The following is a 12,838-nucleotide window of genomic DNA, read 5'->3' on the forward strand; positions in this document are numbered from 1 at the left end:
TTCACCACCAACTTTTGCTATTTTTTACAAACTCCGTGCGTAAAGAGCAACTTGTTGACCTGCTTGACGACCAAAGACGATCGTTTCAGCAATGGAGTTACCACCAACACGGTTGTTACCATGAAGCCCACCAGCTACTTCACCGGCAGCGAAGAGTCCCTTAATGATGTCACCATTGCCATCAAGTACTTGGGTCTTTGGTGTGATGTGGATTCCTCCCATTGTGTAGTGAATAGCAGGTGCAATGTGGATAGCGAAGAATCCTGGCTTAGTAATACCACGATCCATCCCCGTTGTCCGACCGAATTCAGCATCGTCATGGTTTTCAACTGCTTGATTCCAAGTAGTAACCGTTTGCTTCAAGTTGTCTGGATCCACATTAATCTGCTTAGCAAGATCTTCAATCGTTTCACCATGAACAACTAAACCAACCTTGTCATAGAATTCAATTGCCTTAACGTGATCGCGAATTCCTTGATCAAAGATTAAATAAGCACTGTGCTCAGGTAACGCAGTAATTGCATTTGCACAAATCTTCCGCGTATTTAGCTCATTAACGAACCGTTTTCCTTCACCATTAACCATAATGGCTCCTTCACCACGAACTGCTTCACCGATCAGGTAAACGTGAGGGTTGTCTTGTTGAACGGTTGGGTGAACCTGAACTAAATTCATTTGCATCAATTCAGCCCCAACGTTTTCAGCCAATTTCAACCCATCACCAGTAGCTCCCGGTTGGTTAGTTGTTTTGTAGCTTTCAAGATCTGGGCGGAACCGCTTAATGTATTCTTTTGAAGCACCGAAACCACCAGTAGCAAGGATAACAGCTTTCGCATTAATAACCTTAGTGATTCCATCAGCGTCAACCTCAACACCATTAACTCGACCATCGTCAGCCCGCCGCAATTTAGTAACCTTAGTCTTGTTAAACACAGGAATATCTTCTTGGGCAACAACTTCCAATAAACTCTTGACCAAGAAACCACCGATTGGCGCCATACTTGCTGGACGGTGGGTCCGCTTTTTAGACATTCCCCCGGTAATGGTAATATCATCCAGTTTAATGTCATGATCAGCTAACCAATCAATTGCTGGGGCAGTATGGTAAACAAAGTAGCCTAACATATCTTTATCGTTGAGCCGACCACCATCCTTATATGTTTCATGGTAAAAGTCAGCAACGTTATCGATCACACCATGGTGAAGTTGAACATTGGTTTCAGCAGCGTTCATTCCAGAAGAGGCCCGGTTAGTATTCCCACCAAGTTCCTCTTCCTTTTCTAGTACCGCAACCTTCATCCCTAATTCATTTGCTTGAATAGCGGCTGAAAGGCCAGTCCCACCAGAACCAATAATTACAACGTCATAGTCATTTTCTAACTTGCCAACAGATGTTGGTTGAAATTTTGCCATTACGTAGTTCTTCCTTTCAATATTTGTTAGCTTTAAATCTAGTCCTTACGATCAACGTTGGTCATCTTTAACATGTCCATCCACTCATCGTATTGTTCTTCAGTTACCTTACCAGACTTCAAAGCAGCTTCCTTCAAGGTACTTCCTGCCTTATCAGCAGCTTGAGCAATCTTAGCGCTGTCGTGGTAACCAATGTGTGGTGATAATGCCGTAACAGTCATCAGTGAGTTATCAACTAATTCTGCCATCCGGTCTTCATTAACAGTCATGCCATGGATCATCTTGTCAGCAAAGCCCATGATTGTTCCAGTCATCAAGTCGGCTGATTCAAGGAACGCATCAATTAACACTGGCTTGTAGACGTTCATTTCAAAGTTACCTTGTGATGATGCCATTGTTACAACAGTATCATTACCGAATACCCGCAAAGCGGCCATTGTTACGGCTTCAGCTTGAGTTGGGTTAACCTTACCAGGCATAATTGATGAACCAGGTTCGTTAGCTGGGATGTTTAATTCACCGTAACCAGCACGTGGGCCAGAACCCAAGAAACGAATATCTTGAGCGATCTTGAACATATCGGCAGCTAAACTCTTCAATGCGCCGTGAACAACGTCTAAGCCGGAGTGGTTAGCTAAGCCGTAGAACTTGTTTGAGTCAGCTGTTAAGTTTAAGCCATATACTTCGCTAAGCTTTTCAGCAATCTTTTCTGGCATCCCTTCAGCAGCGTTTAATCCAGTACCAACTGCAGTTCCACCAATTGCCAATTCATTTAAGGTTGGTTCAAGGGTCTTAATGTAGTCAAGATCATGTTCAAGAGAAGCCACGTAACCGGATAATTCTTGACCGAAAGTCAACGGAACGGCATCTTGTAAGTGAGTCCGACCAACCTTAACGGTGTGCATGTACTTTTCTTGCTTGGCCTTCAATTCATCAATCAAGTGTTGAACAGCTGGCTTCAACTTATCAAGAGCTTCCAAAGCAACAACATTCATTGCTGTTGGGAAGGTATCGTTAGAACTTTGACCCTTGTTAACATCATCGTTTGGTAAGATTTCGATGTCAGGGTTAAGTTGGTGGGCCTTATGAGCAACAACTTCATTGGTGTTCATGTTAGTTTGTGTACCAGAACCAGTTTGGTAAACCTTCAATGGGAAGTCTTTACGTAATTCTTCATCGCTCAAAGCTAAGAGTTCATCAATTGATTGAACAATCAAGTTACCCTTTTCTTCAGAAATAGCCTTTGTTTCCATGTTTGCTTGGGCAGCTGCCTTCTTAATGTTCAACAAAGCACGAATAATGGCTAATGGCATATACTGACCAGTTGGGAAGTTATTGCGACTCCGTTCTGTTTGTGGTCCCCATAATGCATCTGCAGGAATTTGAACTGGGCCAAGAGTATCTTCTTCAGTACGGTATTTTGTCATTGTAAAAGCCTCCATTGTCTAAATAAATCGTCTGTTTGTGAAAAAATACACATCAATTACACTACTATCCTAACGCGGTATAATATCCATAGTCAAACTTTCAACATGTTATAAAATTCACTTATGGCATCTTCCTGATCACTGATAATTATTGAGTTCAGCATTAATCGTTGAATAAATTTCACAAGCAAACCACACAAAAAAATCTTGTTAATTTCTCAAAGAAGTAACTAGATTTTTATTGCTATTAAGATTAAAATCACAAAGTTATTAGACAGAATAGCCTAATTTTAGCATTAGTTTTCATTATCAATCGTTACCTTTTCCATGATAACGTCTTTCTTCGGCTTATCCATACTATCACGCTTAGCCTGACTAATCTTTTTTACTACATCCATTCCGGTAATTACCTGGCCAAATACGGTATGACGATGATCCAACCACGGAGTACCGCCCACCTCTGCGTAATGATCGATAATTTCTTGCGGATAACCAACTGCTTTCATTTGTTCAATCATATTAGCTGGAACGTGTTCATTAGAAACAATGAAAAACTGGCTGCCATTCGTGTTGGGACCAGCATTAGCCATTGAAACCGCTCCGTTAAAGTTAAACAATTCATCGGAGAATTCATCCTCAAAAGCTTTTCCATAAATACTCTTACCGCCACGACCAGTTCCAGTTGGGTCGCCACCCTGGATCATAAAATCAGGAATAACCCGATGGAAGATCACTCCATTGTAGTAACCCTTTTCCGCTAGTTGAACAAAATTATCAACCGTTTTTGGTGCCTGCTCTTTAAATAACTGAACCTTAATTTCACCAAGATTCGTTTTGATTGTCGCTTGTGGCCCCTTTACGGCCTCAAGATTTAGTTGCGGATATTGCATCTTGCTTCCTCCTTAATTTTTATTCATGACTTATTCTTAGCACACAAGCACCCTTAATGTCACCACGTTTAACATACTTCAATGCATCAAGCGCCTTTTCAAGCGGGTATTCGGTAACCTCAGGATGAATATTAAGACGATCAGCCAACGTTAAAAACTCTTCTCCATCACGACGCGTATTACTTTCAACACTTGTTAATGTTTTTTCATGGAAAAGGTGCTTCTGGTAGTTTAGGGATGGAACGTCTGACATGTGGATTCCTGCCATCGCTAATGTTCCTCCTGGAATCAGGCTCTCTAAAGCTGGTAAAACGATATCACCTACTGGAGCAAATATAATTGACGAATCTAACGGAACATCTGAAAGATCATATGCTCCCTTAGCAGAAACACAGCCAAGTTGAAGGGCAAACTTTCGGGCATCAGCTCCTCGAGTAAAGACATGTACTTCTACTCCTTGAGCCAATGCAATCTGTGCTGTTATGTGTGCAGAACCACCAAAGCCGTATAACCCAAGGCGACCACCTGCAGGTACATTTGCCCGCTCATAAGCTCGGTAACCAATTATTCCGGCACATAACAATGGCGCTGCTTCCAAGTCGTTGAATTTTTCGGGGATTCGGTAAGCAAATCCTTCTGGTACAGTAACATACTCAGCGTAGCCCCCATCATGATCCCAGCCGGTATAAACTGAATGCGGGCAGAGGTTTTCATGACCAGAACGACAGAATTTGCAAACACCGCACGCATGACGGAACCATGGAATCCCAATCCGCTCCCCTAGTTCAAACCGTTGTGTTTCTGGTCCAAAGGCAACCACTTTACCGACAATTTCATGTCCTGGAGTAACGTGCTCATGATGAACTGGCAAATCACCTTCTGCCACATGCAAATCGGTATGACAAACACCACAAGTAAGGACTTTTACCAAGACCTCCCCGCGTTGTGGCTGTGGAACTGGCTTAGTAACAAGCTTTAGTGGAGCGTTTTCACCATCAATTGGACCGGGAGTCGTTACTTCCCAAGCCCGCATTGTTTTTGGAATCTCAACTTGATTACTCATCTTCAAGACCTCTTTTGATTAGCTTTCTGTAAACTATTGTAGTCCTTTTTGAACATTTGTGAATTAGCAAACAATAAAATTATTGATACTGTTTAGCAATTTCTGCTGTTAAGGCAATCCATTGTTTTTGTAACCGATTAGCATTAAAGCCGCTATTGATTGTTTGATCGTCCTGAGCAGCTAATTCTAAACCAGCAGTTCCGCCAATATCATCTACAATCCCCTTACCGCTGCCATCTAAGACTTTGGGTTCAGTTGGACTTAGTCGATAGCGTCTGATCGGTGTCGTTTTCTCAATTAGAATATTGAATTGCCAAGAATCACCAAAGTCGTATTCAAGTGTTAACTGATCGCCCTGATGAGCCTCCCCTAACCAGTGGAGCGTGATATTCTCTCCGCCATCAAGGTACGGTAATTGATAATTCTTCTTGTTTAGTTGAAGGTTATACAGGTGTGATCCGGTTGCACCAAAACTAGCCATAATGAAGTAGCAAAGATCATCAAACCGGGTTTCGCCACTAAACTGAAGTCGGCGCCACATTGTCGGTTGGTAATCAGTTAATTCAACCTTTATTTGATATTCTGTTTTTCGGTAATGGTGAGCGTGTTTTAACGAAGAACGACGCCGGGCAAGCTCGGATTCCACGCTATGCAGCATCCTTTCTAGCCGGTAGCCTTCCTTAGCGGGTGTAGCGTTATCAATTGCTTGATTCAATGCCTGACTAGACTGATCAAAGTCAACATCAGCAAATAAATCTTGCCGCTTAAGGAACCGACCGAATTCCCGAAAGGCTGCTCCCATCCCCCGATACTTTGAAGTAGTTAATCGTTCACTATTGCGTTTGCCGTAATCATAAACGTAATAGTAAATTATCGAAACATCATCCAGAATTGTCTTCCCGCTTTCTGCAAGGTAAGATAAGTAGTCCGTTGCGTAATCAGTATCCCGATCGATAATTTGATCACTCTTCCCCATTTGTTCCAGCGATGAACGATAATCCTGAATAATCTCTTCGCTAACTTCTGACTCGTTCATGACATCATTGAGTGATTCAGAATGGTAAAGATATCGTCGATTATGCTCATTAAGCTTAGGATGTGCAGGAATAGCAAATTTATTAATTACGTAATTCTCAAAAAGTTCCGTTGCTGTTTGAACCTCGTTTGTTTTTACATCCTGCAACTTTAAGTTTTTCATCAACGCAAGGGAAATTGCTGGATTGCTGGGATCATCATCCCACTGCACAATATCAGGCCGCGTTAACAGGTTTTGAAAAATCTGTAATCGCTGTTGAAGTGCAGGAACAACTGGTCGAACAAACTCAACCTGTTTCAATTGGGCATCACGAATCATGCGAATTTTAACTCGCGGTACTGGAAGAACTTCTAATAACCGAATTAGTTCACGTTTAAATGTTGACATAAATGCTCGCGGATCGCTAAATTGCTGAGGGTGACGGACAATTACCGGTAACGATAGAAGATTATTCATTACAATCATAAAGTCGCCGGTTACCCTAATCGATCAGGCATCGGTGCGCATTAACCGTTGTTCATCAGCTAACCTTGTATTTGCGTGGAGATGCTGAGCAACATTATTTTCAACAGCAATTAACACCATCATCACTCCTTCTTCTAAACGGGGTTACTTTAATTCTTTAGCGTCTCTCCAGAAAATCTAGGAACCCCTCTTTAATCTCTTCCGTTTCCTTTATCTCCATTGTGACAGAATGGCTAAATGAAAACAAATATTCTAGACAATCAAGACAAAACTACTACAATAATTAAGAAAACGTGAAATATTAAAAGGAGTAACCAAAATGATTAATTCTGGTAAATTAGATATTTTTGATCTCAAAAAAATCAAAATTAATCGAACGGCAAAAGAGTTAGAAGAGGCAGGAAAAGAAAAGCGGGCTAAGGTAAGCTGCGAAAAGTTAGCCGAATTTATTCCCGTCCACCGAGATCCTATTGCTGCGATTAAGAAAACAGAATCTAAAATGGTTCAGGAACTGCTGCCCCTTCGTCATGAACGAATGCTGGCTAGCAAGTTTGCTTTTTTCCGGGGAACAGCAGAACTAATGGAACAAGATCTTAAAGATCAGTACCAAAGCCATATTCCGTTAATTATTTGCGGGGATGCTCACGTCAATAATTATGGTTTCTATGCCTCGCCAGAGCGCCAATTAATTTTCGGCCTGAATGATTTTGATGAATCGCGAATTGGCAATTGGGAAAGTGATCTTAAACGTCTTCTGGTTAGTGCTCGCTTAGCCGGTGAAGAGAACGGTTTTAGTAACCACCATCTAAATGACGTCCTCCACCTAATCACTAAGACCTACCGTCATAGTATTAAGCACAATAATAAGTTAAGCCTCTTTCAACGGTTATACTCTTCATACGAAATCCACGATATGATCACTGCAATTGACACTTTACATAGCAGCACAAGTCAAATGAACGAAATCCTCAATAAGATTGTCAAAAAAAGCAGTCGAAGCAACTCTGAGCAAATTGTTAAAAAAATGACGAGAGTTAACGAAAACGGCCAGTTACGATTTAATGAAAATGCTCCCCGTGCCAAACACATTAATGCAGAAAAATATGCCGAAATTCTTCAGGGATTTAACCGCTATCGAGATAATGTTCGTCAAGATATTCGCGTCTTCCTTGGTAATTTCAGTATTACCGATATTATTCGCTACAGCGTTGGTGTTGGTAGTTTTGGAACTCGTTGCTACTTGCTCCTCCTCACCGGGAATGAAGGTAGCCACCTAGTTCTTCAGATTAAAGAAGCAATGCCCCTTCGTTATAACCTACTCCGTTTACCGACTGCAGAAGCAATCAAAAACGGTGTACTGGCAGGCCGCAGAATCGTGACCGCGCAGCGAACCCTCCAAGCTTCTTCTGACCCATTTCTTGGTAGCACATCATTTGGCGGGCGGAGTTACTATGTTCGTCAGTTCCGTGACATGAAAGAATCAATTAACGTCAGCAAGCTTGATTATGAAAGTTTTAACCTCTACTGTCAGATCTGTAGCTCGCTGTTAGCAATGGCCCATTTTCAAAGTCCAACTGCCCCAATGATCCGTGGTTACCTAAGAGGGCAGAAGGTATTAGACGACGGTCTCGTCGAATGGACAAACGCCTATGCCAAACAAGTAGCCATCGATTATGATGATTTTCGGAATAGCTTGCAGGATAATAACGTACTAATAACAAAATAATGGTTTATAAGGAGGTGGTGCAAACGTTTGCACCACCTCCTTATAAATATTTGGTAAAATGGAATTTGTAAATATTGAAGCGCTTACTTCAAGGAGGCAAATAAAATTATGAATATTACTAAAGTACCGTTTGGAACTTACCAAGACAAACCAGTTACAAAGTATATTTTGACAAATGATTACGGTGTCCAAGCGGGAATCTTGGACTTTGCTGGACTGTTACAGTCATTTAAGGTGCCAACAAAAGATGGCGGTAAGGCTGATATGATCTTAACTAGTGAAAACCTTGATGAATTTACTAACAATGGTTTTTGCACTAACCGTTTAATTGGCCGGGTTGCCGGAAGAATTGCTGATGGTCACTTTGAAATTGATGGCAAAGAATACCAACTTGAACAAAATGAAGGAAAGAACACGCTTCATGGTGGGACAAATGGTTTCTACAACTACATTTGGAATGTTGATTCTACTAACGTCACTGATAATGAAGCATCCATTACTTTAAGTCTCACCCTTACCGAAGAAATGGATACTTTCCCTGGAAAGATTCATGTTACCGCAACCTACACACTAGATAATGACGATAACCTGACCTTGAAGTTTGGCGCTACCTCTGATGCAGACACTTTGTTTAACCCAACTAACCACACTTATTGGAACATGGCTAAGGCAAGTGCCAAGACGGTTGACCAATTAAAACTCTATGTCAATTCCAAGAACCACTTAGCCGTTGACGATGGCAAGATCCCAACTGGAGAAAAACTGGCAAACGAAGGAACACCATTTGACTTTAGTACCCCAACTCGTCTTGGTGATGCCCTCGAAGAAATGGCATCAACTAAAGAAAACGGGTTTGATGATATTTGGGAAGTTGAACCAAGTCTTACTGAACCGGTGGCTACCCTTGAAGATCCCGAAAGCGGTCGTAAGATGACCCTTTACTCAGATCGGAATGCCTTAATCATGTACACCATGAATTCTGATGATCCAGCGGTTTATAACCACGGTGAAGTTCACCCACACTTAGGACTTGCAATGGAAGCACAAACTCTTTCAGATGCAGTCCATCATCCCGGATTCGGCGACATTACTCTCCATCCAGGTGAAGAAAAGGAATATACAATTAAGTGGCACGTAGAATACTAGATTTTATAGATCCCTAAAGAACGAGAAGAGAGCATGATAGAAGTCATCAATGATTTCTATCATGCTCTCTTCTCATTCTCAATGATTTACTAAGTACACATAGTCTAATTGCAAGGAACTTGATCCCCAGCTTTTTCCTTTAAAACCAGCCATTCTTTTTGACATTATCAGTGGCCTTAACAGGAAGTTGAATTGGAGTCATCCCCGTTGGTTTAAGGGTAACGTAACCAACATGTTGCCCCTTCTTAACCGGAGCTTTTAGCTGGTGAGTCATTGACCGATCTGCCTGATAAATTTTCAATTTTGCTCCAACCTGATTAAGCGTTGCGTCTTTAGGAAGCCAGATCGTTGTTGACTTGGTTATCTCAAGTCCGGTACTATGTTTGTCTTTAGCATGAACAACATGGGCATCCTGAACACTCTTTGATAGCTGACGTAAAGAAGTTAGCTGAACTGGCTGATAAAGCTCAGTCAATTTCTCATAGAATTTCTGAGCATCCTTTGACTGAGCATTCCAATCGCCCTTAGTATGGAGGGCAACAACGATCACTCGCCGACCAGCAAACATCCCTGTTGAAATAATGCATTTTCCGGCAGTATCAGTGTTACCAGTCTTTAGTCCATCAATCGTCCCGTTTTTAGGTGCAAAACCATTTTCTGGTAACAACGAATTAATATTTACCATCTGATATTCCTGGTTTGCACTAACCCGGAAGTTAGCCATTTTTGTTTTGGTAATCTTAAGCGAATCAGGATAAGTTTCAATCAGGTACTTTGAAATCAGTGCCATATCCTTAGCTGAAAATTGATTTTCTGCCGTCTTTTTTACCCCTTTTAGACTGTTCTTTCCTAAATCACCATTTGCTAAACCAATCATATTATAAATTTTAGCATCGGTAACACCTGCTTTTTTCGCGACTGCCTGCATTTTTTGATTAAAGGCTGCCGTACTCCCTGCGTCTGCCAATGCCAGAGCTTCTGCGCTGCCATCAGCCGATACGATCATCATTGACTCGGTTAACTGACGAATAGTGTAGCTCTCACCCGCATTCAGTGGCACATTAGAGAAGTGCCAATCATTTGCAACCTTAGCAACGGCTGGTGTAATCTTAACTTTCTGGTTCCAACTCAAATGGTGGTTCTTTACATCCTGCTCGATTACGGCTAGCGTTAATACCTTAGTCAAGGATGCAACCGGGTAAGTTTTATTGGCATTCTTTTGGTATAGAACTTGCCCTGTTTCCACATCAATCGCGTAAGCTGCCCGCGCATTTAAATTTAACGTTGTTGTATCCGCTGAAACTGTATTAATGACCCCTAAACTAACTACATTTACAGTTAAAATGGCAATTAGAAACGCAATTAACGTCCTTTTTAATTTTTTCATCACACTATCGTTTTCCCTCTCTCAAAAATATCAAACTCAATAATATCGCATTCAGGTGTTAAGAGGATGACTTTTTAATAACTTTTATGAAACATTTTCCTAGTTATTAAAATTCTCCTAATAATTAGATGAAAATTCCTCCTTTTTCCCTCAATTACTGGTATGATTATCTAATGTTATCAAATTAAAGGAGAGTTTTCACTATGGGTGCATCTCATCGTCGGCTAAACCGTCGTAAAGTTGTCTTGTTTATTCTTATCATTCTTGCTGCTTTCTGGGGAATACACCATTTTACCGCAACCAGTCCCCGCTTAAAGTCAGCCTGGAATAAGATTATTTTCACCTCAAACAATAACGTTGCTATTGCCGTTTATTCACCGAAAACTCACCGAACATACTCATCATCTAACGTCCCAAACCATAAATTTCATATGGCAAGTACGGTCAAGGTCAGCATTCTTGCTGGCCTGATGGTTAAGCAAGATGGTGCCTTATCCTCACACCAGCGTTCATTAGCTAAACAAATGATTGAAGCAAGTGACAATAACTCAACAAGTGAATTATTCGATAATCTTGGCGGACAGGAAGGCCTTCAATTCACGTTTAATCAATTTGGGATGAAGGATTCAACGGCGGATTCATCTTGGGGATTGAGTACCACAACGGCTAAAGACCAGATTAAACTTCTTAATAACATCTTCTACAAATCGAACCTTTTATCCGCAGATTCTCAACAATACATTAGCAGTCTAATGAGTAATGTTGAAAGTGATCAAATCTGGGGTGTCTCAGCTTCAAGCGATAATTTTGCCTTAAAGAACGGCTGGCTCGAAAATGGTAACGAAAAATGGATCATTAACAGCATTGGCTATGTTAAGAACAGTAACGGTACTTCCTATACCATCGCCATGTACAGTGATAAGAACCAGTCGATGCAGACCGGAGAAGAGGTTCTCAACCAGCTTGCCCGCGTTACAAAGCCGATTTTAAATTAAATAATGAAAAAATAGAGGGGTGGAAAAAACTTAGCGTTTTTTCCACCCCTCTATATATACTTAGTGATCTCCGAACTTAGAGAGTCTAATCGCGGGAATCCAAATAGGCTCACTTCGTATCGTAACTGAGGGACTCGAGCCTAACGCAGCGAAGCAAGCCTATTTGGCTACGAACGACTCTGATGATTTCATCATCATTCATCGTTCTAGGTTAGTCAACCGTCCCTCCGAGAAAGTTAATTCCTAGCTTCTTGTTTTTTCAGTCTAAAAATTCACCACTTATCTGGCGTTGCAACATAATCACCGATTCCATCAGGATTACCATTCCACTGGAAATCGTGATACCAGAGTGAATGCTTTTCTTGATCTAGTTCATCAATTTCTTTCATTTCAGCAGCAGAAAGAGTGAAATCAAAGATCTCCATATTCTCTTTCATCCGTTGCTCATGGATCGTCTTTGCTAGTTCGATCATTCCATGTTGCAATCCCCACCGAAGTTCAACTTGAGCCGCACTCTTATTGTGTGCTTCAGCAATTTTATTAACAACTGGGTTCCTTAATAATGTTCCGCTTCCTAGCGGTGACCATGCCTCCAGCTTTATTCCGTGTGAACGGTCAAAGTCCACAATTGCCTGTTGATGGATATGGGGATTGAACTCAATCTGATTTACCGCCGGAATTATTGTCCCATGATCCATTAAATCAGTCAGCCTTTCATTATTAAAATTAGAGACACCAATTGCCCGTGCTTGACCATCCTTTAAAATTGCCTCCATTGCTCGCCAGGTTTCGTTATATTTTCCATCTACTGGCCAGTGCTCTAATAAAAGATCCACGTGATCAGTCTGCAAAGCCTTTAACTGCTCTTCAAAGGCTTGCCGAACATGATCATAATCTCCCTGATCGCCATTAAAGATCTTAGTAGTTAGGAAAACATCATCACGCTTAATCCCATCTTCCTTAATGGCAGCTTGAATTCCTTTACCAACACCTGCTTCATTTCCGTACTGTTTAGCTGTATCAATTAGAACATAACCATTCCGCAAGGCCGCATGAACAGCATTCGCCGCATCCTCAATTGTGGACTTCCAAACTCCCAGTCCTAATTGAGGAATCTTTACGCCATTATTCAATTCAATTTGTGGTTGCATATTTTGGTTCATATATTACCCACCTCCATAACCTGTATTAATCCTTTTACTACTAGAATGCAAAAAAATTAATTACTAGTGGATAGACACCCCGTTGAATAACAATTCCGGTCAAGATGGATCTATAATAAAGCTAAAC

The 12,838-nt window shown here is 41.2% G+C and carries 10 protein-coding genes; 3 read left to right on the forward strand and 7 right to left on the reverse strand.

The window, feature by feature from the left end; genetic code table 11:
• Positions 1-24: 24 nt before the first annotated feature.
• The 5 genes from HUK45_RS06425 to HUK45_RS06445 form a co-directional block, all read right to left on the reverse strand.
• Positions 25-1,413, reverse strand: a complete 1,389-nt coding sequence (locus tag HUK45_RS06425) for a flavocytochrome c (RefSeq protein ID WP_191911623.1) — start codon at positions 1,411-1,413, stop codon at positions 25-27.
• A 38-nt stretch (positions 1,414-1,451) separates the two neighbouring features.
• Positions 1,452-2,840, reverse strand: coding sequence for a class II fumarate hydratase (locus tag HUK45_RS06430; protein WP_191911624.1), 1,389 nt, complete (start codon positions 2,838-2,840; stop codon positions 1,452-1,454).
• 296 nt (positions 2,841-3,136) lie between these two features.
• Positions 3,137-3,730, reverse strand: coding sequence for a peptidylprolyl isomerase (locus HUK45_RS06435; RefSeq protein WP_191911625.1), 594 nt, complete (start codon positions 3,728-3,730; stop codon positions 3,137-3,139).
• A gap of 19 nt (positions 3,731-3,749) precedes the next feature.
• The gene (locus tag HUK45_RS06440; RefSeq protein ID WP_191911626.1) at positions 3,750-4,793 is read right to left on the reverse strand and encodes a zinc-dependent alcohol dehydrogenase family protein; all 1,044 of its coding nucleotides are present in this window, start codon (positions 4,791-4,793) and stop codon (positions 3,750-3,752) included.
• A 79-nt stretch (positions 4,794-4,872) separates the two neighbouring features.
• Positions 4,873-6,294 carry a plasmid pRiA4b ORF-3 family protein gene (locus HUK45_RS06445; protein WP_191911627.1) on the reverse strand — a complete coding sequence of 474 codons (1,422 nt, stop codon included), beginning with the start codon at positions 6,292-6,294 and terminating at the stop codon, positions 4,873-4,875.
• A 319-nt stretch (positions 6,295-6,613) separates the two neighbouring features.
• On the opposite strand from HUK45_RS06445, the gene HUK45_RS06450 reads away from it, so the two are divergent.
• Complete coding sequence (locus HUK45_RS06450) at positions 6,614-8,020, forward strand: DUF2252 domain-containing protein (RefSeq protein WP_191911628.1); 1,407 nt, start codon at positions 6,614-6,616, stop codon at positions 8,018-8,020.
• A 108-nt stretch (positions 8,021-8,128) separates the two neighbouring features.
• Positions 8,129-9,166 (forward strand): aldose epimerase family protein, encoded by a 1,038-nt coding sequence (locus tag HUK45_RS06455; protein WP_191911629.1) that lies wholly within the window; start codon positions 8,129-8,131, stop codon positions 9,164-9,166.
• A gap of 139 nt (positions 9,167-9,305) precedes the next feature.
• Here the strand turns inward: HUK45_RS06455 and HUK45_RS06460 are convergent, their stop codons facing one another.
• The gene (locus HUK45_RS06460; RefSeq protein WP_191911664.1) at positions 9,306-10,553 is read right to left on the reverse strand and encodes a D-alanyl-D-alanine carboxypeptidase family protein; all 1,248 of its coding nucleotides are present in this window, start codon (positions 10,551-10,553) and stop codon (positions 9,306-9,308) included.
• Between the two features lie 203 nt (positions 10,554-10,756).
• Here HUK45_RS06460 and HUK45_RS06465 point away from each other — a divergent pair, with 203 nt between their 5' ends.
• The gene (locus tag HUK45_RS06465; RefSeq protein WP_191911630.1) at positions 10,757-11,548 is read left to right on the forward strand and encodes a serine hydrolase; all 792 of its coding nucleotides are present in this window, start codon (positions 10,757-10,759) and stop codon (positions 11,546-11,548) included.
• Positions 11,549-11,820: 272 nt separating this feature from the next.
• Here the strand turns inward: HUK45_RS06465 and HUK45_RS06470 are convergent, their stop codons facing one another.
• The gene (locus HUK45_RS06470; RefSeq protein WP_191911631.1) at positions 11,821-12,711 is read right to left on the reverse strand and encodes an aldo/keto reductase; all 891 of its coding nucleotides are present in this window, start codon (positions 12,709-12,711) and stop codon (positions 11,821-11,823) included.
• Positions 12,712-12,838 lie beyond the last annotated feature (127 nt).

The sequence above is a fragment of the Limosilactobacillus urinaemulieris genome (assembly GCF_014838745.1).
Lineage (GTDB): Bacteria > Bacillota > Bacilli > Lactobacillales > Lactobacillaceae > Limosilactobacillus > Limosilactobacillus urinaemulieris.

What these genes read in the sequence shown, in the direction of transcription:
- HUK45_RS06440 (WP_191911626.1), bottom strand. Translation starts at nt 4,793, where the DNA reads ATGAGTAATCAAGTTGAGATTCCAAAAACAATGCGGGCTTGGGAAGTA.
- HUK45_RS06445 (WP_191911627.1), bottom strand. Translation starts at nt 6,294, where the DNA reads ATGATTGTAATGAATAATCTTCTATCGTTACCGGTAATTGTCCGTCAC.
- HUK45_RS06455 (WP_191911629.1), top strand. Translation starts at nt 8,129, where the DNA reads ATGAATATTACTAAAGTACCGTTTGGAACTTACCAAGACAAACCAGTT.
- HUK45_RS06450 (WP_191911628.1), top strand. Translation starts at nt 6,614, where the DNA reads ATGATTAATTCTGGTAAATTAGATATTTTTGATCTCAAAAAAATCAAA.
- HUK45_RS06430 (WP_191911624.1), bottom strand. Translation starts at nt 2,840, where the DNA reads ATGACAAAATACCGTACTGAAGAAGATACTCTTGGCCCAGTTCAAATT.
- HUK45_RS06425 (WP_191911623.1), bottom strand. Translation starts at nt 1,413, where the DNA reads ATGGCAAAATTTCAACCAACATCTGTTGGCAAGTTAGAAAATGACTAT.
- HUK45_RS06460 (WP_191911664.1), bottom strand. Translation starts at nt 10,553, where the DNA reads ATGAAAAAATTAAAAAGGACGTTAATTGCGTTTCTAATTGCCATTTTA.
- HUK45_RS06435 (WP_191911625.1), bottom strand. Translation starts at nt 3,730, where the DNA reads ATGCAATATCCGCAACTAAATCTTGAGGCCGTAAAGGGGCCACAAGCG.
- HUK45_RS06470 (WP_191911631.1), bottom strand. Translation starts at nt 12,711, where the DNA reads ATGAACCAAAATATGCAACCACAAATTGAATTGAATAATGGCGTAAAG.
- HUK45_RS06465 (WP_191911630.1), top strand. Translation starts at nt 10,757, where the DNA reads ATGGGTGCATCTCATCGTCGGCTAAACCGTCGTAAAGTTGTCTTGTTT.